Genomic DNA, 24,497 nt, shown 5'->3' with positions numbered 1-24,497 from the left:
TACCCGTGACGGCCTACGCTCCGTGGCGACCGGACGTCGATGACTGCGTCAGCCGCGAGTGACCCAGCCGTAGTTGACGGTGCGCTCGTCGGTGTCGAGGTCACGGCGCAGGCGAACGAGCAGATGACGTCCACTCAGCCGTTCCGCCACCCCCTCCCCCCATTCGACGACGACCACGGAATCGGTGAGGTCGGTGTCGAGGTCGAGGGCGTCGAGTTCCTCCAGACCACCCAGCCGATAGGCGTCGACGTGAACCATGGCCGGTCCACCTCCCGGCCCCGGCCGGTGCTCCCGCGCGATGATGAACGTGGGTGAGGTGACGCGACCCTGCACGCCGAGCCCTGCCCCGATCCCCCGTGCCAGAGCGGTCTTTCCCGCGCCGAGTGGCCCGTCGAGGATCACCAGATCTCCCGCGCCCAGACCGGCGGCCAGGGTACGTCCGAACGCCTCGGTGTCCTGCACCGTCGGCAGGATCTCCTGCTCGAAGTCCGCCTGGTCGTCAGATGTCACGGTCGCTGTACCCGCTCGACGAGCCCGCTGATCGCGTCGTTGACTGCGGGCGGGTTCTCCATCATCACCATGTGGCCGCACTCGGCAACTCCGATCAGGTCGCAGTTCTTGCCCAGACGGTTGTGCAGTTCCACCGAGTTCGCCACCGGCGTGACCTTGTCTTCGTACCCGCACACGACCATCGTCGGGATTGCGGAGAGCACCGGGAGCCCGGAGGTCTCGTCGTGCTCCTCGAGAGCACGCAAGAAGTTGACGACCGTGTCGATCCTGGTGTTCTGGATGACCGATTCGGTGAACTCGATCACGGCGGGTGAATGGTACGTAGAGCCGAAACTGCCCGCGGTCAGCACCGGGGCCATCAGCATCCTCGTCACGCCCCGGCCTGCCTCCACCGCTCGCGGGGCTTGCCGGACGGACAGCCTGAAGGCGTCGACCAGCGGATTCTGCAGTCCACGTCCCAACCCGGCCTGCGTGATCCCGTGGGCTGCGCTCGCCACGAATCCGGCGCCGACGACTTTCGACCCGAACAGCTCCGGCCGTCTGCTGGCCAACGCCATGATCGCCATGCCGCCCATCGAGTGCCCCACCAGCACCACGGGCCCATTCGGAACAACCACGCGCAGAACGGTTTCGAGGTCCGCAGCCATCTGCGTGATGGTGCACGAGCCCGCGGCCGCCTGCGCGGACTCACCGTGCCCCCGGTGATCGAAGAAGACCATGCGGACGTCGTCACCCCACGTCTGCGCGAGATCGCGGCGCTGGAAGTGCCACGTGGACATGCGGAGGCAGAAGCCGTGGACAAAAAACGACGGTGAGCGGCGCATCTCCCGGACCGACTTCCCGAACAGCCAGCGGCACACCGTCATCGGCGACCACGATGCTCGGGCGATCGTTGTAGATCGACCCGAAGTCCTCGATGGAGTTGGGGTCGGTGGTGGGGTGCCGCCGCGTCAGCGAACGCGCTGCCGCCCCCACCGCGAGAGCGCCCAGAGTCGCGATGCCGGCGGTACCGGCCAAGATCTCCCAGCGTCCGGTGCGCTCCATCAGCCGGGCCCCGTCGCGACGGGTGCGTGGCGGCCGTTCGTAATCGGCGCAGGAGCACCGACATACGTCCGCACCGCCCGCCCACGGATTCCGGAGACGATCTCGTAGTCGATGGTGCCGATGGCCTCTGCCCACTCGAGAGCGGTGGGTCCACCATGCTCCCCCGTCCCGAACAGCACCGCGCGATCACCCACTTCGACACCGCCGCCGTCCGCGCCGAGGTCGACGACCATCTGGTCCATACAGACACGTCCGACATTCGAAAAGCTCCGGCCGTTGATGTGCACCCGCAGGGTGTTCGACAGCAGTCGCGGAACCCCGTCCGCGTAGCCTGCCGGCAGCAACGCAACGGTGGTGTCGCTCGGTGCGGTCCATGTGTGACTGTACGAAACACCTTGACCTGCCGGGATTTTCTTGACCGACAAGACTTCAGCCGAGAGAGTCATCACCGGGATCAAACCGAAGTCCCCGAGGTCCGGGGCAGGTGATCGGCCGTATACGGCGATGCCGGGCCTGGCGAGGTCTCGGCTCAGGTCGGGCCTGGTGAGCGTGGCCGCGGAATTGGCGATGTGCACAATCTCTGGGCCCACGCCGATGCGTCGCAAGTCGGCCACGGCCTCATCGAGGCGTTCACCTTGCAGGCTGTTGAGTGGATGGTCGGGTTCGTCCCCGCGCACGAGGTGGGACATCACTCCGCGGAGCACGATCGATTGCTCCGCCGAGGCAGTTGCGACGCCGTCCCGCAGCTCGTCCCACTCATCTGCCGCCACCCCGTTACGGGCCAGGCCGGTGTCGACCTTCACGGTGACCGACGCGGTACGTCCCGCCGTACGAGCCGCCTCGACGACCGCGGTCAGCTCGCGGGGTGAGGAGACACCGATCTGCACATCGGCCTCGATCGCAGCACCGAAGTCCGCCGAACTGCCGTGTAGCCAGGCCAGCAGAGGCGCGTCGATCCCGCCCCGGCGCAACGCCAGCGCTTCGTCGATGGTCGCGAGCCCGATCTCGGCCGCACCAGCGCGCATCACCGCAGCAGCGACCTGCACGGCGCCGTGACCGTACGCGTCCGCTTTGAGCACAGGCATCAGCGCAGCGGTGGTGTGTGACTGCAGGACCTCGATGTTGTGGGCAACCGCCGACAAGTCGATGCGGGCCTCGAGCGCCGGAGAAATCATCGCCCACCATTGTCGCACTCGACACCGCCGAGGAGGGCACGCAAGGTGGGCGACACCGCCGCCAGCAATGCCGACGCACCGATCGGGGCATTCCCGCCACCGTGGTTCGGCCCCCCCGCAGACGCTGCAATCGCCGCCAGCGCATGTACTCGCGCTGCCGCAGCCGCGGCAGACGACGGTTCCAGACCGGCGGCCAGCAGACTGCCTGCGATGCCCGACAACACGTCGCCGGCGCCGGCCGTGGCAGCCCACGACGATCCTGCGTCGTTCACCAGTACCTGCCCGGAGGGATCCGCGATCAGTGTCGCCCGCCCCTTGAGGAGCACGGTCGCACCCAGTTCCGCCGCGAGATCCTTCACGGCCGCGATCCGGTCGACGCCGGGGTGCTGTCCGGTGATCCGGGCGAACTCGCCGGCGTGCGGGGTGATCAAGGTGGGTGCGGTGCGGGTGGTGAGCAGCTCCCGGTGGGTGGCCAACAGTGTCAGTCCGTCGGCGTCGACAAGCACGGGCAGGTCGGTGTCCAACACGTGTCTCAGTCGCCTGATCCCGGTGTCATCGGTTCCGGCGCCGGGCCCGATGACCCATGCCTGCACCTTGCCCGCCTTCTCCGGCTCATCACTGGCGACAACCTCGGGGAAGCGCGAAAGCACCTGCGGCCCTGCGGTTCCGACGTATCGGACCATTCCTGAGGTGGCGGCCACAGCCGCCCCGCTGCACAACACGCCGGCCCCCGGATAGCGCGCCGAGCCTGCGACGACACCAACCACTCCCTGGCTGTATTTGTCGTCCGACGGTCCGGGCACCGGCCACATCGCGGCCACCTCGGCGTTGCTCAACTGCCGCAAAGCCGGGCGGTGAGCCTCGATGCCTATGTCGGCCAACACGATCCGGCCGCACTGGGGTGCGGCGAGCGCGTGAGCCACCCGGTATTCGCCGAATGTCACCGTCACCGCGGCCCGCACGGCCGGGTCGTTGACCTGGCCGGTGTCCGCGTCGACCCCTGACGGGATGTCCACCGCCACGATGGGCGCGGTGATCTCACCGACGATCCGAGCCGCTTCCGGGCGCAGTGGCCCCGAACCGCTCAGCCCCACGATGCCGTCGATCACCACATCGACGTCGGGCGAGAAGCTGTCGGTGATACGTCCGCCGGCGCCGCGGAATGCGGCGAGACCGCTTGTGTGAGTCCGGTCGCCGGCCAGCAGGACAGCGCGCACGTCGACGCCCCGCCGGCGTAGCAGCGCGCCCGCGAACAAAGCGTCCGCCCCGTTGTCGCCGGCTCCCGCAAGCACACCGACCGTGCGCCCGTAACAACCACCCGATCGTGACGCCAATTCCGCCGCAACCACATCGGCGACAGCGCGAGCTGCACGACCCATCAACACCCCGCGCACCAGCAGATCTCCGGTTGCCACCTCGGCGGCCCGGATCGAGTCGGCGGTGAAGTAGTCGATCATCGCCCCGCGCGGCCTATTCGACGGTGACGGACTTGGCCAGATTGCGCGGCTTGTCCACGTCGTACCCGCGCGCCTGAGCGACAGCCGCAGCGAAGACCTGCAGGGGCACAGTCGAAACCAGTGGCTGCAGCAACGTGGGCGTCTGCGGGATCACGATCAGATGGTCGGCGACACCCCGTGCCGACTCGTCACCTTCCTCCGCAATGACGATGGTGGTCGCTCCACGCGCCTGGATTTCCCGGATGTTGCTGACCATCTTCGAGTGCAGCAATGCCCGCCCCGTCGGTGAGGGCATCACGATGATGACCGGAACGCCGTCTTCGATCAGTGCGATCGGTCCGTGCTTGAGCTCACCGGCAGCAAAGCCCTCGGCGTGCATGTACGCGAGTTCTTTGAGTTTGAGTGCGCCCTCGAGCGCGACGGGGTATCCGACGTGGCGCCCGAGGAACAGGACGGTCCCCCGGTCGGCCAGGTCGCGGGCCAGCGCACGCACCGGCTCGACCGTCTCGAGCACTGTGGCGACCGCGGCCGGCATCGCTTCGAGCGCAGCGTATTCGCGTGCCACCTCATCGGGATACTTAGTACCCCTGGCCTGTGCGAGCGCCAGACCCACCAGGTACGTCGCTGCGATCTGGGCGAGGAAACACTTGGTGGACGCCACCCCGATCTCAGGTCCGGCGTGGGTGTAGAGCACAGCGTCGGATTCTCGCGGGATCTGCGCACCATTGGTGTTGCAGATGGCCAAGACCCGAGCCTTCTGCTCTTTGGCGTGCCGGACCGCCTCCAACGTGTCGGCGGTCTCGCCCGACTGCGAGATGGCAACCACAAGGGTGGAACGATCGAGAACCGGGTCGCGGTAACGGAATTCGCTGGCCAACTCGACCTCGACCGGCAGACGCGTCCAGTGTTCGATGGCGTACTTCGCGAGCAACCCCGCGTGGTAGGCGGTACCGCAGGCGACCACGAACACCTTGTCGATGTCGCGCAGGTCGTCGTCGGTGAGTCGCTGCTCGTCGAGGATGATCCGGCCGTTCTCGAAGTGCCCGAGCAGGGTGTCGGCGAGAGCCTGTGGCTGCTCGGCGATCTCCTTCAGCATGAAGAAGTCGTGCCCGCCCTTTTCCGCAGCCGCCAGATCCCAGTCGATGTGGAAGGGCTTGCCGGATTCTTCGTTGCCTTCGAAGTCGGTGATCGTGTAGTCGTCGGCGGTGATCACGACCACCTGGTCCTGACCGAGTTCGACAGCCTCACGGGTGTGTTCGATGAATGCCGCGACATCGGAGCCGACGAACATCTCGCCCTCGCCCACACCCACCACCAGTGGAGTGGACCGGCGCGCGGCCACGATGGTGTCGGGGTGGTCCGCGTGCGTGAACACGAGCGTGAACGCACCCTCGAGCCGGCCCAGCACCGCATATGCGCTGTCGACGAAGTTCCCCGCCGTCGAACCACTGGCGTACTGCAGAGCCATCAGGTGGACGGCGGTCTCGGTGTCCGTGTCGGACGAGAACTCGATGCCGGCCTTCTCCACCTCTTCCCGCAGGACCGCGAAGTTCTCGATGATGCCGTTGTGGACCACGGCGATCTTGCCGTCGAGGCTGGTGTGGGGGTGCGCATTTCGGTCGGTCGGCCGCCCGTGCGTGGCCCAGCGCGTATGTCCCATACCAGTCGAGCCCGCAAATGCTTCGCGGCCGATGGTGGCCAGTTCCTTGTCCAGATTCTCCAGCCGTCCGGCCTTCTTCTCGACTGCGGCATGTCCGGCGCCGTCGAGGATTGCCACACCAGCGGAGTCGTACCCGCGGTATTCCATCCGGCGCAGGGCTTCCACGACAACCTCGAGGGCGTCGCGTCTGCCCACGTATCCGACAATTCCACACATAGTGCTACAGGGTACTTGCCGCGCGCGGATACACAGAAGTCGCTGGTGAAGTGCCAATTCTTGCGCTCGCACTGACAACAGGTGAAGTTATGGGTTACGCTGTGCGAACTCTTGCAGTTCTCGAGCGTCAAGCTCAAGGAGTCGAGGGGGATGCGTCGGTTGGGACGCCTTTGATACGTTCGATCCGTATGTCCTCCACCACCGGGGTCACCCCCCACTTCTCTACCGCGTTCCACGTGAAAATCCTGTAGCGATCCCCTCTGGTCACGGTTCGATCTGCAAACACTCTTTTTTGGTCCGTACACACGTGATACCTCGCATTTCGCTGTAGGTTTCGATGCGGGCTCCACTTTTGGGTCCATCCTCCCGAAGGACGTACATGGACTGGCTGTGGGACATATCGGTGCTCGACGGACCATTGCCGTGGGCCATCTTCCTACTCGGCGCCCTGGGGCTGTTGTGGCTGATCCTGCTGCCCCAGAAGACCTACCTTCTTGCTGTCGTACCAATCGCTGCGGTCGTCAGCCTCCTCCTGGTGTTCGTGTCAAAATGGCTCATCGAGGACGTCTGGAAACTGTTCTCGGACCCCATCCCGGCGTCCAACTACATGTGGGGCGGCGCAGCGGTGTTCGCACTGCTGCTGTTCATTCCGAGGCTCATCCGTGGCCGGGGGGTGGTCGCCCGGATCATCACGGTCTTCGCGACGGTGTTCGCGGTGGTGATGGCTCTCGCCCAGATCAACGACCACTTCGACGAATACCCGACCGTTGGCTCCGTCTTCGGGATCAACAACGTCAGGACGGTGTCCATCGACGAGGCCCGCAGCACCGACATCAAAACCGTGGAGGTGGACAAGTGGCGCAAGCCGCGGGCCTGCCGTCGCAGGGCGGTGTGATCACCTCGTCCATCCCGGGTGAGGTCTCGAAGTTCACGCCCGGCCAGCCAAGGTCTATCTACCACCCGCCTACTTCGCCGAACCCCGTCCGTTGCTACCGGTACTGGTGCTGATGGCCGGCCAACCTGGGTCGCCGGAAGACTGGCTCGTCGGCGGCCGGTTGACGCAGACGATGGATCAATACGCTGCCGCCAACGAGGGACTGTCGCCCGTCGTGGTGGTCGCCGATGCCACCGGCGACGAACTCGCCAATCCTCTGTGCATGGATTCCAACCTCGGCAACGTCTCGACCTACCTGTCCGTGGACGTGCCACCTGGGTGAAGAACACCTTGCAGGTCGAGACCGACCCGGCGGGATGGGCTATCGGCGGGTTGTCGTACGGCGGTACCTGCGCGTTGCAGATGACCACCAACCACCCAGAGGTGTATCCGACGTTCCTGGACATGTCGGGTCAACTCGAGCCCACCCTCGGTGACCGCAAACGAACCATCGACCAGGCATTCGGCGGCGACGCGGCCAAGTTCACCGCGGTCAACCCGATGGACCTGATGAAGTCGAAGAAGTACCCCCAGGTGGCCGGTGCCTTCGTCGTGGGCAAGGACGATGCCGAATACCGGCCCGGGCTGCAGCAGGTCTACCAAGCCGCACAGGCTGCCGGGATGGACGTCCATTTCAACGTCGTCCCGGGTGGACATTCGTTCGCCGTCTGGTCGGCAGGCTTGAAATTGGAGATGCCATGGCTCGGTAAGCGCCTGGGATTGCCGTGATCTAGGGAATAATCCCATCGGATAGCGACTCTGCACACATCTCGACCACCAGCGGCGGGTACGGGCCCGTCCGTTCGGCCGGCGCGACCGGCTCCACAACTCGAAAGGCGCCGATGAGCACGACCGACACCACTGCCGAGGCACCCCCGGCCGAACCGACATCGTCGCGGGCCGACAAGGTGCTCGGTCCGGTGGCCTGGACCATCCGCAAGGTTCCCTTCACCTCGACCGTGGTCGCGGTGACGATCGTTCTCGGCATCGTCACCGGAGCGTTGTGGGAGACCGTGGAGAACCGGTCCTGGTTCGGTGATGTCGCCTATGGCTATCCCCCGCTCACCGACGGTAAGTGGTGGACTCCGTTGTCGGGCACCCTGTTCGGGCTGACACCTGCTCATTACATCGCACTCATCGTCATCTTCGCCGTTGTTGTCGGGTGGTGTGAGTGGTTGCTGGGCACGGTCAGGGTGGCCATTGTCACCATTGCGGGGCAACTGATCGGCGAGCTGGGCGCGGTCGCGTTCATCGCACTGTTCCGGCCGACCAGCTGGGAATGGGTCGACCATCTCGCCGACGTCCAGGACGTGGGCCATTCCACCGCCATCGTTGCTGCCGTGGCCGCGGCAAGTGCCAGACTCCGCTCGCCGTGGCGACTGCGGGTGCGGGCGATACTCCTTGCCTACGTTGCCGTTTCTTTCCTCTTCGAGGGCTCACTGCATGACGTCACCCACCTCATCGCCGCAGTGGTGATGCTCGTGGTCGGCGAAAAGTTCTTCAGTCGAGGTGAATCCGGCGTGATGCCGCGAACGCGGCAAGAGATCCGGATGATCAGCTTCCTCGGCCTGGTCCTCATCGGTGTCGTCAACATCGCTGTCGCAGTGTTTCCCGGCGACGGGCCCTTCGGTCCCACCGATTCCGACGACAGCCTCAGCTGGGGGTCGATCGTCAGCGTTCTGATCGTGCTGCTGATCGCCGACCAATTGCGGCGCGGACGGCGCTGGGCATGGTGGATCACCGTGATCTACGGGCTCTTGTACGTCGCCCTGCTCGTCTTCGTGTTGGTCGCGGTGATCACCTCCGACTTCAAGGGTCAGGGCGCGGTCACGGTTGGTACCGGACTGTTGTGGATCGTCGAACTGTCGTTGCTGTTCGCCGGGCGGTATGCGTTCAACGTCCCGCTGCGCAGCCGGAAAGCCATGGCGGGCATGGGCGGATCCAATCCGGCCGAACAGGTGCGCAGCCTCCTGAAGAGATATGGGGGCAGCACAATGAGCTGGATGATCACCTGGGAGAACAATCAATACGCGTTCACCAAGGACGGCGAAGGCGTGATCGGCTACCAGCGACCGGCCGGCACCGTCATCGCCCTCGCGGACCCCGTCTGCGCTCCGGAGAAACTGGCCGAGACGATCCGCGAGTTCACCGACATGGCCGAGAGCAGCGCACGCATCCCCTGCTGGTTCTCGGTCAGTGAGGCAACGGCCGAGATCGCCCGCGAGATGGGCTGGCGCACTTTGCAGATCGCCGAGGACACCATCATCGACCTGCCCACACTGGCCTTCAAAGGCAAACCGTGGCAGGACATCCGATCGGCGATCAACAGGGCGAAGAAGGAAGGCATCAACTTTAGACTGACAACCCTGAAGGACGAGCCGTTCGCCGTACTCGCCCAGGTGCGGGCGATCTCCGAGGAATGGGTCGGCGACAAGGGCCTGCCGGAAATGGGTTTCACCCTCGGCAGCGTCGAGGAGGCCCTCGACCCGGAAGTCCGTGTGGCGCTTGCCATCGACGAGACGGGTTCGGTGCACGGAGTCTTGTCGTGGCTGCCGGTGTTCGGCGGAGATGATCAGATGAAGGGCTGGACGCTCGACGTGATGCGCCGACGCGACGACGGTTTCCGCCCGGTCATCGAATTCCTCATCGCGAGCTCTGCGTTGGCTTTCAAAGCCGAAGGCGCGCAGATCCTCTCACTCTCGGGCGCTCCGCTGGCCCGTGCCGCCGACGACTCCGGCGAGGTGGAGGCCATGGACCGCCTGCTGGACATGCTGGGAGCAGCAATGGAACCGTTCTACGGTTTTCGCTCCTTGCACGCCTTCAAGATGAAGTTCCAACCGAGGTACGAGCCGGTGTACATGTGCTTCCGCGATGAAGGTGATCTGCCACGGATCGGACTAGCGCTCACCAGGGCGTACCTGCCCAACGCCACCCCAGGTCAGATGCTGAAGCTGGCCACTACAAGGGAGTAAGGCCGGACAAGGGAGTAAGGGCACGAGCGAATAGAGGCAAGCCCCGTCGGTGGATACACACCGACGGGGCTGACCAGCAGTTCGGCTGGGTCAGGCGGTCCCGGCACCGAGTTTGGTCGAGGCCTGCGACCGCTGCCGCTGCACCTCGATGGCAGCATCGAACTCTGCTCGCCAGTTCTCGGTCAGCGGCAGCTCTCGGTTGACGGCCTCTTCGGTGGACAGCTCCACCGGGAATCCGAACGTGTCGTAGAGCTTGAAGAGGTCGTCACCGTTGACGGTGTCTCCGGTCTTGCCCAGTCGCTTCAACTCTCGCAAGCCCTTGCCGAGGGTGCGCCGGAAGGCCCGTTCCTCCTTCTCGAGCACGGCGATCACCACGTCGCGCCGATCGGCCACCACTGGGTAGGCCTCGGCGTACAGACCGGCGACAACCGGGACCAACTCGGTCAGCAGGTTCTGCTGAACACCGAGTTGATGGGCGAAACGGATAGCCCGCCGGACGAGCCGTCGCATCACATAGCCCTGTTCCTTGTTCGACGGCACCACACCGTCCACCGCAAGGAACACCGCACCGCGGATGTGGTCGGCGATCACTCGCATCGCAACCGTGTTGTCGTCGTAGCTCACACCCGAGAGCTCCTCGATCTTCTGGACGATCGGCCAGAGGAGGCTGATGCGATACACGTCGGGACTGTCGATGGATGCCGCGGCGATCCGCTCGAGACCGCCGCCGTAGTCGACGTTCTGCTTGGGAAGCAGCGCAAATCCGTCGTCGGTCTTGCAGTACTGCATGAACACCGAGTTACCGATCTCCATGTACTGGCCGCCATCGGAGTTCTGATGCGGGTACTTGCCGAAAGCCGTGTCGTGCTCCACCTGTGGGAAGTAGTAGAAGACCTCGCTGTCCGGTCCGCCGGGGTCGCCGACGGGCATCGTGTCCGGACCACCGGACCGCGACCACCAGTTCTTGTCGCTGTAATACGCGATCCGCGCGCCCTGGTTTCCTTGCTCGTTGCCCTGTTCTTCGGTCAGCAGCACCACTCTGTCCGACGAGACACCGGCCTTGGTGAACAACTCGGTCCAGATGTCCGCGCTCTCATCGTCGCGGGGGATGCCGTGTTCGGGGTCCCCCGAGAAGACCGTCACGTAGATCCTGTTCGGATCGAGTCCGACGATCTCGGTCAGGAAATGCCAGAACAGCGGGATCTGCTCGGACTTGAAGTAATCGCCCAAACTCCAGTTGCCGAGCATCTCGAAAAAGGTGGTGTGCCGGTTGTCGCCGACTTCCTCGATGTCCTGCGACCGAAGGCAGGTCTGCGAGTCGGCGAGCCGGTTGCCGTCCGGATGTTCGGCGCCCAACAGGTATCTCAGCAACGGCTGCATCCCGCTGCCGGTGAAGAGTGTGGTGGGGTCGTCCTTCGGCACCAGCGGGGCCCTGTTGATGAGGGCGTGGCCGCGCTCCTGCATCAGCGAGAGGTAGGCGCTGCGGATTTCATTGGCATCCATCCGGTAACTGTCCCAAGATCACGGCCGGTGTGCGCGCCGAATCGGCGCGTTGGCCTGAAAATTGTCTCGGATACGGGCAACGGGTGATGTCGGCCGGCAACACGATCGCTTAGAGTCAGTTCGTGGCCAACCCCAAGAAGCTCCTCTCGCAGCTGTCCAAGACGGGACCGCACAAGGTCTTGCGCGGCGATATGGCGATTGTCGGATTGCCGGGCACCGTCTACGCGCCCGCCGGCGGGAAGGACCTGCCCGGGGTGGCGTTCGGTCATGGCTGGCTCACGGGCGCCAAGCAGTACAACAAGACCCTCGCGCATCTGGCCTCCTGGGGTATCGTCGCCGCGGCGCCCACCACTGAGAAGGGCATGCTCGGTTCCGATCAAGGACTGGCCGCTGATCTCGAGACCACCCTGTCGATCATCACCGAGGTCCGCCTCGGTGCCGGCGACATCACCGTGCACAAACAGCGTCTGGCGGTCGCCGGTCATGGCTTCGGCGCATCGGCCGCGACGTTGGCCGCGTCCCGGAGCAGCAAGGCCAAGGCACTCGCTGCCCTCTACCCGGCACCGACCAGTTCTGCCGTGCTCCCCGCCGCCGCGGAGGTCCGGCAATCCGCGCTGATCCTTGCCGCGCCCGGCGAACTCGAATCGATGACGTCCAATGCGCTCGCGCTGCGTCGTGCTCTGGCCGGACAGTCGGTGTTGCGCCTGGTCCCCAAATCCGACAACCGAGGACTGGCCGAAGGCTTCAGTGTTCGGGGCAGGCTGGGTGCCGGGGGCAACGACAAGAAGACGCAGAAGCTGACGCGTGCGGTACTCACCGGATTCCTGTTGCACCAACTGACGGGCGACGTCACGTACGCCGCGTTCAGTGACCCGGCAGCCGAACTCGGCAAGCTGATGACGATCGACCCCGATGCACTTGCGCCTGGCATGGAGGAGATCGTCGACCCACTCACCAAGCTGCTCAAGGGCTAGCGCGGTTGCTCGAGGTCCAACGCTGTTGCCCAACGGCTGGCACCACACCGAGCTCCGGCGTTCAGCGGTCGGACAGCCAACCGGATGTGCACGAGAACCCGGTGTCCTGACAGTCCTCCGCCTCTACGTCGGACTGACCGGGGAGTGTCGAGGAGTCCTTCGCACCAGTGCCCAGAGTTGCTTTCGCCCCGGCCGTCGGGTTGTCCGCTGACTCACCCGGGGCTGGGTACGGGGTGTGGGGGCTGAGGTCGATGTCGTTCGCAGGGAGCAGGATTGCGCCGCTCGCAGCCACCGATGTCCGTGTGACACCGCGGCCGTGCGTTGCGTTCTCGACACTCGTCCGGACCTTCTCACCGAGTGCCTGCTGGCTTTTGCGGTAGCCGGCCACGGCCTCGGCACTATGCGTACCGACTCTGGCGGCGATGTTGTCGAACAGGTCGGACAGGCTCATTGCTCACCGGCCAGAGCCAGGAGTCCGTCGTCGGGCGGTGCCACCGCGTCGCGCTCCGAGGCCTGCGGTGTCACCGGTGTCGCATCGAGACTGCCAGGAGCGCTTGGGGTATCGACATCGTCTTTGCCTCTCGGAGCTTGGATCCGCGGGGAACCAGGAGTCGGACATTGCTCGAGAGGGTCTCGATCCGTCTCGGGCGCGTCTGGCGGTTCGGGGTCACCGGGAGTCGCCGGTACCGGCGCTTGCTCCTCGAAAGTCAGGTCGTCACCGACCTTGCTCTGGCCGTCCCCGGTGGTGGTCTCGCACGCTCGCTCCTCCGGCGGGACGGCATCCGATGGCGCCAAAGACAACTGAGGGTCTGGACACTCGGGCGCGCCCGAGTCGGATGACCCTTTCAGGTCGAACCCTTTGTCTCCCAACGGGGTCGAGGCCGGCGGTTCAGCTGTCTCACCGCCCGCGTCCGCCGCATGCTCGGTGCCGTCGGGGCTCGCCGGAGGCGGCATCACTGCGCCGCTTGCATTCGCCACCATCTCGATCACACCTGTGATCGAGCCTGCCACAGCCGAACCGACTGCCACAGCGACGGACCCGAGTACCGCTGAGAGATCGGCACCACCCACCATGGGCGTCCATGGGCTCGCCACCCCCGACTTTGCCGTCATCACCGGCTGCGCCTTCACGGACTGCGCCCCCGGTTCGCACGCCGAGGTCGAGTTCACCGGCCCGGAGTCCGGTGCCGGTGCGGACACCGTTGTGATGCCCGGAGATTCGCGAACCCCGCCGGCTGGTCCAGAAACCTCTACCGCAGCGTGGCAATCGCGCTCGGAGGCGATCGGTTCAGAGTTGTGAGCGGCGCATCGCACCAGTGTCTCGTCCGAGGACACCAGCTGTCCCCTCTCACAGTCGCCGCCTGCGTAGTCCGAGACGTCCACCTGTGCCATCGCCGTACACAGCCCGGTGAGAACCGCATCGATGGCGTCGTCGCACAAGGTGACGGCGGTGTTGAACAACGCGACGGTGCTGTCGATCGCAGCTGTCAGTTCGGCAGCGGGCGAACCCGGGGTGGTGACCAGTGTCAGCCATGAATTGATCGGGATCCCGAGCAGAGTGTCGGGTGTGATGGCGGCGACGCACCAGAACTTGGCCAACCGGGCCGCCTCGATGGCGTCGGCAGCCACCACCATCCCAGAGCCGATGTCCGCCAACGCCGCCACATCAACCGTCGCGCGCGGGATGTGCGCGTCCTGAAGGCGAGTGCGGGCGACGATGCCGGACCCCGTAGGCCAACAGGTTCCCAGTACGGCGTCCTGGCCGGTCTGATTCTGCAGTTCGGCCGCCGCGACGGTCTGAAGGCCCAACACGATTCGACCGTCGGCTCGCAGCCTGTCGGTGTCCAGGTCCTCGGCCTCGAGCAGGCGATTCCGGCACACGTCACCGGAGGGAAGGTTTTCCATCCCCAGCCGCCGCGCCAGGGGGCCGACGTTGTCGAAGAAGCGGACGCTGTTCTCCGCCGCACACCGTTGGTCCGTCAATTGTTGTGCGAGACCGGGTGTCTCACCCATGGAGGCCGCCATCCCCGGTTGTCGCGGCCTCGAACGTCGCAGCATTCACCACGTCCTCGCCTGTCAGCGTTGCGGCTGCATCGAAGAGTCCCCCGGCGATGCTCCGCGACGACTCGACTAAGCGGTTCACCGATGACACCACCGCAAGCAGTCCAGCTGCATACTGCTCGCCGTGGGTCGCGTACCGCGTTCCCGCATGTGAGCCAAACGAGCAGTCGGCGACAGCACCCGCAGCGACCTCGACCGCCCGGGCACCACTCCGAAATACCTCGCCGACCCCTTGTACTGCGGATGTGTCCATCCACGTCTGCTCGCTCATGATGCCTCCCCGAAATCAGACGTTGCGGGGCATGGAGAGGTTCCGTTCTATTGCGCGAGCAAGCCGGACACCGCGTCGAGGAGTGCGTGTGGCCGCTGTTCGACAGGCGCAGGTTCGACCAGCGCGAACCGGCATCCCACTGCCCGGGCACCACCGTCAGCCTCTTCGCTGTCACCCACCATCAACACATCGACGGGGTCAACACCCAGGTGACCCGCAGCGAGAGTGAAGATTCGCGGATCGGGTTTGGTGACACCGACCTCATAGGACAGGGTGAAGTCGTCGACGAGTCCGGCCATGTCATGTATGTCGAACACCGCGCGGACATCGAACGCGATGTTGCTGACGACACCCACCTTGATTCCGCGTTCCCGAAGTCGCCGCAAACAGTCTCCGGTGTCCGGATACGGTTCCCACGACAACGGATCGACCACACGCTCGTACAACGATTCCGCATGACCGGGCATCGTGAGTCCAGATGCCCTCAGAACCGACAGATAAGCCCTACGGTGCAGTATTGGGTCCAGATCTCTTCGTTGCCAAGCGAATTCGTCCTCGGTAGGCAGACCCGGCGGCATCCCGACCGGAGCGGTCATCCGTCGGATGATCTCGGACTGCGCTTCTCCTTCGAACTCTTCCCCGGATTCCTGGCGTAGGCGCGTGAACCACTCGGACCGTTCGGTGAACCGGAAAAGGGTGCCCGAGAAGTCGAACAGGACGGTGTTCACAGGTGCCGAAGTCAGGCAGACTCGACAGCGGCCGCGATCTTGGTGGCCACCGAATGCGCCTGCTCTGTGGTGGCTGCCTCCACCATGACACGTACGAGTTGCTCGGTACCGGAGGGCCGGAGCAGCACGCGTCCGGTGGCGCCGAGTTCGGCCTCACCGTCGGTCACTGCCTGCTTGACCGAAGCCGCTTCGGCCACAACGTTTTTGTCGGCAACCCGCACGTTGAGAAGGACTTGCGGCAACGCACTCATGATGGATGCCAGATCGGCCAGCGACCTTCCGGTCTCGGCCATCCGGCCCATCAACGCAAGCCCGGTCAGGATGCCGTCCCCCGTGGTGCCATACGAAGGGATCACCACGTGCCCCGACTGTTCACCGCCGAGCGAATAACCGCCGGCACGGAGCTCCTCGAGGACGTAGCGGTCACCGACAGCGGTGGTACGCACGGTGATCCCGGCATCGGTCATCGCCAGATGCAACCCGAGGTTGCTCATCACCGTGGCGACGAGGGTGTTGTCCTTGAGGCGGCCGGCATCTTTCATGGCACTGGCCAAGACGGCCATGATGGCGTCGCCGTCGACGACCTGTCCCGCAGCATCAACGGCGAGGCAGCGGTCCGCGTCGCCGTCGTGAGCGAGTCCGAGGTCGGCCCCATACTCCAGAACTGCTGCTTGAACCCGGTCGAGATGTGTTGAGCCGCAATCCTTGTTGATGTTCTCGCCATCGGGGTCCGCGCTGATCGCGATCACGGTGGCACCGGCAGCGCGATAGGCACGTGGCGCAGCCGCATAGGCGGCGCCATGGGCACAATCGACCACCACGGTCACCGACTTCAAGCTGACGTCCACAGCTGCGGACAGATGCGTCAGGTACGCGTCGAGTCCATCGTGCGCATCGCGAACGCGGCCGACATCCGCACCGGTCGGCCGGTCGAACACGGTGTCCAGCGCGGACTCGATCGCGTCCTCGGCGGCGTCGGCGAGTTTGTGCCCACCAGCGGCGAAGAACTTGATCCCGTTGTCGGGCATGGGATTATGCGAGGCCGAGATCATCACGCCGAAGGCGGCGTCGTAGAAGTCGGTCAGATATGCAACAGCCGGGGTGGGAACGACGCCGACTCGCAGGGCATCGACACCCGCCGCGGTCAAACCGGCACAGACGGCGGCTTCGAGCATCTCCCCCGACGCCCGCGTATCCCGGCCCACGATCGCTATGGGGCGGCGGCCAGAGGCCGGCGGTGTGGGGCGGCCGGACCCGGACCGATCCTGAGGCAGGACACGTGCCGCTGCCTGCGACAGCGACAGCGCCAACTCGGGGGTCAGGTCGGCATTTGCCAGACCACGTACGCCATCGGTACCGAACAGGTGCCCCATTGACATCCTTCGCTCTAAATACACAGGCAGGCGTCCAGTGAAACTGAACGCCTGCCTGTGCCAAGTTCGACTTGGTGTTTCTTGCGGGCTGAAGAAATCAGCGCTTGCTGTACTGCGAAGCCTTACGGGCCTTCTTGAGGCCGTACTTCTTGCGCTCCACCGCACGCGGGTCACGGGTGAGGAAGCCGGCCTTCTTGAGGGCTCCGCGATCCTCTGGGGTGACCTCGATGAGGGCACGAGCGATGGCCAGACGCAGAGCGCCGGCCTGTCCCGAAGGTCCGCCACCGTGCAGATTGGCAGCGATGTCGAAAGCGTCGGAGCGCTCGACGGTGACGAACGGCGCCTTGATGAGCTGCTGGTGCACCTTGTTGGGGAAGTACTCCTCCAGGGTGCGACCGTTCAGCTTGAAGGCACCGGTGCCCGGTGACATCCGGACGCGGACGACGGCTTCCTTACGACGGCCCACGGTCTGGATCGGGCGATCGAGATCGATCGGCGCGCGGGTGGCGGCCGGCTCGTCGGCAACGTCTGCGGTGGTGTCGTCCACGGTGTAGTCGTCAGCGCCGACCTCGGCCTCGACCACTTCGGGAACCACTGCTTCGGCTTCGTTCACATCGGACACGTTCTGCTCCTCCGGCGCCGTCACTGGGCAACCTGGGTGATCTCGAAGGGCACGGGCTGCTGCGCCGTGTGGGGATGGTTGGGGCCTGCGTAGACCTTCAGCTTGGAGGCCATGGCCCGCCCGAGCTTGGTCTTCGGGAGCATCCCGACGATCGCCTTCTCGACGAGGCGTTCCGGCTGGGTTGCCAGCGACTCACCGACAGTGCGGGACCTCAGGCCGCCCGGGTATCCCGAGTGGCGGTAGACAAGCTTGTCGTCGCGCTTGTTTCCGCTGACGGCAACCTTCTCGGCGTTGATGATGACGACGAAGTCGCCACCGTCCATGTGGGGTGCGTAGGTCGGCTTGTGCTTGCCGCGCAGGAGCGTCGCGCTCTGCACAGCGAGGCGGCCGAGCACCACGTCGGTGGCGTCGATGACATGCCACGTACGGGTGATGTCACCGGCCTTCGGGGTGTAAGTAGGCACAGATAGTCCTCATGTCTGGTGAACTGGAGCTGGTCTGGAACGCGGCAGAGGTAATTCCCGGCGACCAGTGGGGACCCGGGCCTCGACTACACCTGGCTACAGGCGGTCGCGCACCAACGGTCAACAGTACCGGCCGGGCAGTCAACAGGTCAAAACGCCGCCGAGCGGCGCCGGCCGTGCGGCGGACTCGAACGTCATGGCGCTCCTATCCGCACCGCACCCACCGCGACCCGGCACTGGTCGTCGATCGTCTCACCTGCGGATCCGCTCTGACATCCCACACTCACCTGCAACCCCGCCGACACCAGCAGGTACCACCTGATCGGCCCGCCGGAGACGGGCACCTCGCGGTAGCTGATCACCTCCCTGCCTGCGTAGCGCGTGCTGGCCGAGAACTCCTGGACGACGTCGTCGCCGCGCTGCCCGATGCGATTGCGCAGGCTGCCCGCCACCGAGGCCAGGGTCGACGTGTTGCGTACCGTGTTCTGCAAGACGATGATCCGCCGGTCGTCGCCGGGTGCGGCGAAGGTGGTGCGGGACACAACACCTTCGGCCGCCGGCTCCGAGCTCTCGCGCCACACGGCAGGGACCGTCACGGCGACGCGGCCGAGCTGGGCCTCGCGGTCCGCAGACGGCGGCACACCGTCGCGTCCGTTGTCGACCGTCAACGCGATCACCGCCGCTGCGATCACCACTGCAGCAGTCGCTGCGATCGCCCCGGCGACGCGCCGGCGCATCGGGGTCCGGCCGCCGGTCGGCGGTTCTCGAATGCCCTCGTCCACCGGCAATGCGGAGCCGCCGAAGCGGTGGATCAGTGATCGCTGCACTGCCGCAACCCGACCGACCACCGTGTGGACTTCGCAACACCGCAGAACCTCCGCAACTGCCGCGGGGTCGGTGCCATCGACGAGGATTGCCTCGACGCGGTTGTCGACGATGTCACCCAGTCGATGAGCAACCGTCTCGGCAGTGGCCACCGAGGTCCCGACAACGGTCCAGCTGCCGGCTGACCGATCCATCTCATGGATGTCGATCCGGGAGTGGACCTCGATCACCAGTGCCCGCTGCGTGGAAGATCCCAGATGCGATTCGGCGATGACCGCAGCACGCGGTGTCAGCACCAGTTGGCCACAGTGGGGTTGCGCCGCCTGCTGCAAGATCTCGGTCCGTCGGACACCCCATGTCGTCGGGTGTGCCAGCTCCACGGCCCCGAGGCCTTCGAGCGCTCGGGCGAACACCTCTGACCATGCCGCCGCGGTAGAAATCCTCACCCCGTCGACGGCCACCGACGATCCGTTGATGCCGCGGACAACGGCTTCGACGGAGCAGGGTTCACGCCCGGCAACCGCCACGTCGTCATAGGCGATGTCGGCGACCACCATCCGTATCGGTCGAACCGTCGGCGACGCCTCGGGCTCTGTGTCTCTCACGTCGGGTGTCATCACAACGGTGGCATGTGGGCGACCTGGATCATTTCCTGCGGTCGCGATCTGGACACCAGTTCTCCCCGACCCGGTACCAGGCGCTGCAACCGCACCCGGCCCAGCAGGTACCCCTCGTCCCGGTCACCGCTCATCAGCAGCCCATCGGTGGAAAGGTCCTTGAGACGCCCGATGATCGGATCGAACAGAGCTCGTCCGGCGCCGCCAGAACGGCGCGCGACGATGAGGTGCAGGCCGATGTCGCGGGCCTGTGCCAGCAGGTCGAGCAACGGGCTCAACGGGTTTCCGCTTCCGGCGGCCACCATGTCGTAGTCGTCGACGATGATGTACACGTCCGGCCCCGACCACCAGTTGCGGTCACGCAATTGCTGCTGGGTGACGTTCTCCCCGGGGATCCGGGCGGTGAAGAACGCGACCAGCTCGTTCACCATCGGGGTGAGGGTCTGGGCCGAACTCGCATACCCGGCGAGGTGATCGGTGTCGATCACACCGAGCATGGTGCGCCGATAGTCGACCAGGACGATCTTTGTTTGCGTGGCCGTACTGTTCTCCACCAGACCAGCGACGATGTTGCGTAGCAGCGTGGTCTTCCCGTGCTCCACGTCGGCGAAGACCAGAAAGTGTGGTTGAACCCGGAAGTCCAGGATCACCGGGGCCAACTCGGCTTCGCCGACACCGATCGCGACTTCACCGGCCGTCAGCTCGATCCCGGCGTCGTGCACACGTGCCACCACCTCGGACCGTTCCAGATGAGCGGCGAGTTTGCGGACCGGCATGGCCTGCTGACCGGGGTACACGGCCACCAATTGCTGCACCGTCTGCGCCACGGCCGCACTCAGTGAATCGAGCGAGGTGTCCGAATCCGTGCGCGGCAGAGCGATCAGCATGTGCAGGTGCTCGGCGGTCAGACCACGCCCGGGCCTGCCCTCGGGCACGAGTCCGGCGACCTTGCGGCCCATCTCCGAGTCGAGTGGGTCGCCGAGTCTCAGTTCGAGGCGGCTGCCGATGAGGTCCTTGACGGCCGGCCTGATCTCGGCCCAGCGCGCAGCGGTGAGCACCACGTGAACCCCATACGAGAGCCCCTGCGCCACAATGGTGTTGATCTGCTCGTCGAGGAAGTCGAACTCGCCGCGGATCACCGAGTAGCCGTCGACGACCAGGAACAGGTCACCAAAGACATCCGCCTGCACCGATGCGTCACCGGCAAGGCGGCGTTGGCGGTAGTCGCGCATCGACTCGATGCCGAGTTCGGCAAAGCGCAGTTCCCGCTGCCGTATCACCGTTGCGACCTCGGCCACCGTCCGCCGCACGGCATCCATGTCCGAGCGGCTCGCAACCGATCCGACATGCGGCAGGCCGGCGATCCCGGCCAGACTGCCGCCGCCGAAGTCGAGGCAATAGAACTGGACCTGCGCCGGACTGTGGGTGGCAGCCGCCGCAACGATCAACGCGCGCACCGCATTCGACTTACCCGATTGCGGTCCACCAACGATCGCCACATTGCCGCGCGATCCGGCGACATCGACGGTGAGAACGTCGCGCCGCTGGTCGTACGGGCGGTCCACGATGCCGATCGGGAACACAAGCCGACCGATCTGTGGGGTCCGCCAGTGCGGGGCCAGCATGTCGATGGTCGGCGGTTGACCCAACGGCGGCAGCCACACCTCATGTGCCGGACGTCCCTGCCCTGCGATGCGGTCCACCACGATCTCGAGCAGCGTTCTGGAGTTGGGTGCGGGCGGTTCCGGATCACCGGCAGGGTCGGGGCCGGCCACCTCGGCCGCAACCGGGGGCACGATGGGGTCGAGTGGCACAGGGCCGGCGGTGAACATCTTCAGGCCCACCGGGCCGCCCGACGACGCGATGTGTTCGGCGCCCGCCGCGACCGGCGGCGAGTACGGACCCGACACGTAACACGTGTTGAATCGAATCGGTTCCGCCGAATCACATTTGAGGTAGCCCGATCCCGGCACGTTGGGCAGGTGGTAGGCATCGGGTACACCGAGTACTGATCGGGACTCGTTGGCGGAAAAGGTTTTTAGCCCGATGCGGTAGGACAGGTGACTGTCCAGGCCTCGCATCTTGCCTTCTTCGAGCCTTTGCGAAGCAAGGAGCAGATGGATGTGCAGCGACCGGCCCAGTCGTCCGATGGCTACGAACAGGTCCGCGAAATCCGGCTTCTGCGCGAGCAGTTCGGAGAACTCGTCGACGACGATGAACAACGCCGGGAGCTGTTCCAACGGCGCACCCGCGGCGCGCGCACGTTCGTACTCCCCCACGTTCGCGAAGTTCCCCGCCGCGCGAAGCACCTCCTGCCGCCGGTTCATCTCCCCCGACAACGCGTCGCGCATCCGGTCGACCATCGACAATTCTTCTTCGAGATTGGTGATGACGGCTGCCACATGCGGGCACGAGTCGAGGCCCAGAAACGTTGCCCCACCCTTGAAGTCGACCAGGACGAGATTGAGTGCCTCAGGCGAATGGGAGCTGACGAGCGAGAGCACCAGAGTACGCAGGAACTCCGATTTGCCGGACCCCGTCGCACCGATGCAGAGCCCGTGCGGACCCATCCCGCCCTCGGCTGCCTCCTTGATGTCGATCTCCACGGGCGTACCGCTGGTGGAGTACCCGATCGGGACGCGCAGCCGCGACCGCGCGCTGCGGGGTGCCCATGTCAGATGTGGGTCGAGGCGGGTGGCATCGGCGACTCCGAGCAGACTCATGAGCCCGGGGTCGGACGGAGCGACCTCCTGTTCCAGATTCACCATCTGTGCTGCGGTCGCCAGGCGATAGCGGGCCATCGATCGGGCGAAGGCCTCCGCTTCGGCCACCGTCAGCGAATCCATGTCCGCGAACTCTTCGACTCCGAAAGCGCTTCGCGCGCCGATCTTCCCGTCCCGAACCACCAGCTGTAGGCCCCGGCGGACCGCGAGTCCGTCCGGGGGTGCCGACAGATCGAGGATCGAGACCGCCTCCATGCCCGCGTCACCGACCACCCGTTCGTCTCCCGAGACGAACCCGTCGTCGATCACGATCACCAGCTGGATCCGGCCGGCGCTCGGTGGGGCCGAACGCGAGAACCGGCCCCGTTCGAGCAGGTCGACGGCAAGGTCGTCCTCCAGCTCGGTCAGCGACCGGTAGATCATCCGCGCCGAGCCCATACCGTCGTGCTCGTATGGGTGCTGCACATGGGGCAGCCACTTGCACCAATCCCACGATTCGGCGCCCGGGTCGGCAGTCACCACCGCGACCATCAGCTGATCGGGGCCGTGGAACGCGCACAGTTCCAGGACCATCGATCGCGCGAGTTGCCGGGTCTCCTGCCGGGCACCTTCGATGTTGATCGCCGGGAAACCCCGCAACGACACCGCCGTCGGGAGGCCGTGGACAACTGAATGCGTTCGCACAAAACGTCGTAGCGCCACCGCAGATACCGGCTCGATGTCTTCGAGTGGGCCAGTCTCCGGTGGCATCAGACGCGTCGCCAGACGTTGCGATCCCACGCCCACCCGAACATGGCCGAAATCGCTGTCGGCGCGCCGGCGTTCCCACATCCGCCGGCCACCGACGACACCCAGCAGAGCGGCCGGTTCGGGATGACTCCATTCCAGTGCCTCACGCTGAGCAGCTCCGGTGTCGTGGACCTCGTCGCGTACCTGACACAGATACCGGAAGTAGTCCTTGCGCTCTTCGTTCAGCTCCGCGGCGCGCTTGCCACCACGATTGCCCGAACCCGCGTACATGCCGAACATCGACATCAGCATCATCATCGGGAACATCATGAACAGCGGGTTGGACAGCATGTTCCGACCGCCGGTCACGACCATCATCGAGATCATGCCGACCACGGCGACCACCATCACCACAGGCATCATCTTCATCAGCAGACTGCCCGGAACCACACGCGGAACATCCGGTGGCACTTGAATATTGACCTCGCCGCCGGGCGCGCGTGGAGCAGGCACCCGTGCCCGCCGCACAAACCCCTCGGTCGTGCCTGCCGTCACCTGAACATCATGGATTGTTACCCCACCCCTGGAACAGAAACTTCCCCCGGCCGCCCATCATTCACCATCACTCCGTCGGCGGCACCCGCAAGGGTGTGAAAACGTCATCCGACGGCAACGGTTGTCGGTCTCATTCGCTATGGTCTTCGGTACTGGTGGGGACCTTGGGGGGAAATTCATGACCGCTGCCGATCTATTGGCCGAGTTGGATGCTGCTGCCGGCATCCAACCGGCGCTTGCACGTGTTTCCGTCATCGGGGGCACAACCCAATTCGACGTCGGGTTGCCCGCCGCGGTTCCCGTTGCGGCGTTGATCCCGGATCTGGTGTCGCTCATCACCTCCCGGGCACCGGAGACCGACGATTCGGAGGCACGTCCCGGACCTGTTCGCGACCACTGGACGCTCTCCCGGGTCGGGCACGACCCCATCGCGCCCGGACGCAGTCTCGCCGAGGCAGGTGTGCGCGACGGGGACCTGCTGATCCTCCGGTCCGTTCCGGCGCGCGAGACCGCAGTTCTGTTCGACGACGTCATCGATGCGGTGGCGCGCCTGGGTGGAGCCCAGTCCAGCGGGTGGTCGGCGGGCGCGGCACAGGCGATGAGCTATGCGGTGGCCGTGGGCGCGTCCACCCTCACCGCTCTCGCCCTCCTCCAGCAACGGAATGCGTACGGCGACCTGTGGCCTGCGATCGTCACCGGGTTGCTGGCGCTGGCGTTTGTTGTCGCCGGAGCTGTCGTGGGTCGCTTCTACCTCGACCGCTCGACGGCGGCGATGTGTTCGCTGTGCTCGTTTCCTCTCGCATTCGCAACGGGGATGATGTTGCCCCCCGGTGACTTCGGCGCCGCCCACCTCACCCTCGGTGGCTGCGTCGCCGCCGTCGTCGCGGTGCTGTCCTACCGGATCTCCACAGCCGGGCCGCTGATCCATTCCGCGATTGTCACGACAACCGCCTTCGCCGCCGCCGCCGCAGCGGCCCAGTTGCTGTGGTCGCCCGGCACCGTGCGGGTCGGGGCGGCGCTCTGCGCCGGCTCGGTACTGGCCATCTCGATGGCGCCCCGCCTCACGATCGCCCTCGCCCGACTG

Annotated in this window: 19 protein-coding genes and 1 pseudogene; 4 read left to right on the top strand and 16 right to left on the bottom strand. The window is 65.6% G+C overall.

Going from position 1 to position 24,497, the window contains the following annotated elements:
- Nucleotides 1-48: 48 nt before the first annotated feature.
- From tsaE to glmS, 6 genes are read right to left on the bottom strand one after another with little or no spacing between them, the layout of a single operon-like run.
- The gene (gene tsaE / locus W823_RS52225) at nucleotides 49-510 is read right to left on the bottom strand and encodes a tRNA (adenosine(37)-N6)-threonylcarbamoyltransferase complex ATPase subunit type 1 TsaE (RefSeq protein WP_023962009.1); all 462 of its coding nucleotides are present in this window, start codon (nucleotides 508-510) and stop codon (nucleotides 49-51) included.
- The gene (locus W823_RS52220; RefSeq protein ID WP_369792666.1) at nucleotides 507-1,289 is read right to left on the bottom strand and encodes an alpha/beta fold hydrolase; all 783 of its coding nucleotides are present in this window, start codon (nucleotides 1,287-1,289) and stop codon (nucleotides 507-509) included. The genes tsaE and W823_RS52220 overlap by 4 nt, the downstream gene beginning before the upstream one ends.
- Nucleotides 1,240-1,554, bottom strand: a complete 315-nt coding sequence (locus tag W823_RS59745; RefSeq protein ID WP_369792665.1) for a hypothetical protein — start codon at nucleotides 1,552-1,554, stop codon at nucleotides 1,240-1,242. Before W823_RS59745 ends, W823_RS52220 begins: the two co-directional genes overlap by 50 nt.
- Nucleotides 1,554-2,729 (bottom strand): alanine racemase, encoded by a 1,176-nt coding sequence (gene alr / locus W823_RS52215; RefSeq protein ID WP_023962007.1) that lies wholly within the window; start codon nucleotides 2,727-2,729, stop codon nucleotides 1,554-1,556. The genes W823_RS59745 and alr overlap by 1 nt, the downstream gene beginning before the upstream one ends.
- Complete coding sequence (locus tag W823_RS52210; protein ID WP_023962005.1) at nucleotides 2,726-4,186, bottom strand: NAD(P)H-hydrate dehydratase; 1,461 nt, start codon at nucleotides 4,184-4,186, stop codon at nucleotides 2,726-2,728. Before W823_RS52210 ends, alr begins: the two co-directional genes overlap by 4 nt.
- Before the next feature lie 13 nt (nucleotides 4,187-4,199).
- Complete coding sequence (glmS, locus tag W823_RS52205; protein ID WP_023962003.1) at nucleotides 4,200-6,062, bottom strand: glutamine--fructose-6-phosphate transaminase (isomerizing); 1,863 nt, start codon at nucleotides 6,060-6,062, stop codon at nucleotides 4,200-4,202.
- A 379-nt stretch (nucleotides 6,063-6,441) separates the two neighbouring features.
- Here glmS and W823_RS52200 point away from each other — a divergent pair.
- Together W823_RS52200 and W823_RS52195 are read left to right on the top strand one after the other, a co-directional pair.
- Nucleotides 6,442-7,725: pseudogene (locus W823_RS52200) on the top strand (alpha/beta hydrolase).
- A 113-nt stretch (nucleotides 7,726-7,838) separates the two neighbouring features.
- A complete protein-coding gene (locus W823_RS52195; protein WP_023962001.1) occupies nucleotides 7,839-9,968 on the top strand; it encodes a bifunctional lysylphosphatidylglycerol flippase/synthetase MprF in 2,130 nt (709 codons plus the stop codon).
- A 90-nt stretch (nucleotides 9,969-10,058) separates the two neighbouring features.
- On the opposite strand, the gene W823_RS52190 is transcribed toward W823_RS52195, so the two are convergent.
- A complete protein-coding gene (locus W823_RS52190) occupies nucleotides 10,059-11,471 on the bottom strand; it encodes an alanine--tRNA ligase-related protein (RefSeq protein ID WP_023961999.1) in 1,413 nt (470 codons plus the stop codon).
- Between the two features lie 122 nt (nucleotides 11,472-11,593).
- Between W823_RS52190 and W823_RS52185 the strand changes: the two genes are divergently transcribed.
- Nucleotides 11,594-12,445 carry a dienelactone hydrolase family protein gene (locus W823_RS52185; protein WP_023961997.1) on the top strand — a complete coding sequence of 284 codons (852 nt, stop codon included), beginning with the start codon at nucleotides 11,594-11,596 and terminating at the stop codon, nucleotides 12,443-12,445.
- Between the two features lie 61 nt (nucleotides 12,446-12,506).
- On the opposite strand, the gene W823_RS52180 is transcribed toward W823_RS52185, so the two are convergent.
- From W823_RS52180 to W823_RS52140, 9 genes are all read right to left on the bottom strand, one after another.
- Entirely contained in the window at nucleotides 12,507-12,896 is a 390-nt protein-coding gene (locus tag W823_RS52180; RefSeq protein ID WP_023961995.1) for a hypothetical protein, read from the bottom strand.
- Entirely contained in the window at nucleotides 12,893-14,458 is a 1,566-nt protein-coding gene (locus W823_RS52175; RefSeq protein ID WP_152538166.1) for a hypothetical protein, read from the bottom strand. Before W823_RS52175 ends, W823_RS52180 begins: the two co-directional genes overlap by 4 nt.
- The gene (locus W823_RS52170) at nucleotides 14,451-14,777 is read right to left on the bottom strand and encodes a hypothetical protein (protein ID WP_152538165.1); all 327 of its coding nucleotides are present in this window, start codon (nucleotides 14,775-14,777) and stop codon (nucleotides 14,451-14,453) included. The genes W823_RS52175 and W823_RS52170 overlap by 8 nt, the downstream gene beginning before the upstream one ends.
- Nucleotides 14,778-14,824: 47 nt before the next feature.
- Complete coding sequence (locus W823_RS52165) at nucleotides 14,825-15,505, bottom strand: HAD family hydrolase (RefSeq protein ID WP_023961989.1); 681 nt, start codon at nucleotides 15,503-15,505, stop codon at nucleotides 14,825-14,827.
- Between the two features lie 11 nt (nucleotides 15,506-15,516).
- Nucleotides 15,517-16,878, bottom strand: coding sequence for a phosphoglucosamine mutase (glmM, locus tag W823_RS52160; protein ID WP_023961987.1), 1,362 nt, complete (start codon nucleotides 16,876-16,878; stop codon nucleotides 15,517-15,519).
- A gap of 97 nt (nucleotides 16,879-16,975) precedes the next feature.
- Nucleotides 16,976-17,524: a 30S ribosomal protein S9 gene (gene rpsI, locus W823_RS52155; RefSeq protein ID WP_023961985.1), complete on the bottom strand. Its 549-nt coding sequence runs from the start codon at nucleotides 17,522-17,524 to the stop codon at nucleotides 16,976-16,978.
- Nucleotides 17,521-17,964 (bottom strand): 50S ribosomal protein L13, encoded by a 444-nt coding sequence (gene rplM / locus W823_RS52150; RefSeq protein WP_023961983.1) that lies wholly within the window; start codon nucleotides 17,962-17,964, stop codon nucleotides 17,521-17,523. The genes rpsI and rplM overlap by 4 nt, the downstream gene beginning before the upstream one ends.
- Before the next feature lie 194 nt (nucleotides 17,965-18,158).
- On the bottom strand, nucleotides 18,159-19,394 hold the full coding sequence (locus W823_RS52145) for a type VII secretion-associated protein (protein ID WP_161634042.1): 1,236 nt from the start codon (nucleotides 19,392-19,394) through the stop codon (nucleotides 18,159-18,161).
- A gap of 11 nt (nucleotides 19,395-19,405) precedes the next feature.
- Complete coding sequence (locus W823_RS52140; RefSeq protein ID WP_023961979.1) at nucleotides 19,406-23,413, bottom strand: type VII secretion protein EccC; 4,008 nt, start codon at nucleotides 23,411-23,413, stop codon at nucleotides 19,406-19,408.
- A gap of 178 nt (nucleotides 23,414-23,591) precedes the next feature.
- Between W823_RS52140 and eccD the strand changes: the two genes are divergently transcribed.
- Nucleotides 23,592-24,497, top strand: a 906-nt coding sequence (gene eccD, locus W823_RS52135) for a type VII secretion integral membrane protein EccD (RefSeq protein WP_038254467.1), incomplete at its 3' end; no start/stop codon positions are given.

The sequence above is a fragment of the Williamsia sp. D3 genome, assembly GCF_000506245.1.
GTDB classification, from domain to species: domain Bacteria; phylum Actinomycetota; class Actinomycetes; order Mycobacteriales; family Mycobacteriaceae; genus Williamsia; species Williamsia muralis.
Note: the sequence above shows the minus strand (reverse complement) of the source record. Positions and strands in the feature narration are given on the sequence as shown.

Bases quoted from the DNA above. Each gene is read 5' to 3' on its own strand.
- W823_RS52195 (WP_023962001.1), top strand. From the start codon at position 7,839: ATGAGCACGACCGACACCACTGCCGAGGCACCCCCGGCCGAACCGACA.
- W823_RS52210 (WP_023962005.1), bottom strand. From the start codon at position 4,186: ATGATCGACTACTTCACCGCCGACTCGATCCGGGCCGCCGAGGTGGCA.
- W823_RS59745 (WP_369792665.1), bottom strand. From the start codon at position 1,554: ATGGAGCGCACCGGACGCTGGGAGATCTTGGCCGGTACCGCCGGCATC.
- glmM (WP_023961987.1), bottom strand. From the start codon at position 16,878: ATGGGGCACCTGTTCGGTACCGATGGCGTACGTGGTCTGGCAAATGCC.
- W823_RS52190 (WP_023961999.1), bottom strand. From the start codon at position 11,471: ATGGATGCCAATGAAATCCGCAGCGCCTACCTCTCGCTGATGCAGGAG.
- glmS (WP_023962003.1), bottom strand. From the start codon at position 6,062: ATGTGTGGAATTGTCGGATACGTGGGCAGACGCGACGCCCTCGAGGTT.
- W823_RS52180 (WP_023961995.1), bottom strand. From the start codon at position 12,896: ATGAGCCTGTCCGACCTGTTCGACAACATCGCCGCCAGAGTCGGTACG.
- W823_RS52170 (WP_152538165.1), bottom strand. From the start codon at position 14,777: ATGAGCGAGCAGACGTGGATGGACACATCCGCAGTACAAGGGGTCGGC.
- W823_RS52175 (WP_152538166.1), bottom strand. From the start codon at position 14,458: ATGGGTGAGACACCCGGTCTCGCACAACAATTGACGGACCAACGGTGT.
- W823_RS52220 (WP_369792666.1), bottom strand. From the start codon at position 1,289: ATGTCCACGTGGCACTTCCAGCGCCGCGATCTCGCGCAGACGTGGGGT.
- alr (WP_023962007.1), bottom strand. From the start codon at position 2,729: ATGATTTCTCCGGCGCTCGAGGCCCGCATCGACTTGTCGGCGGTTGCC.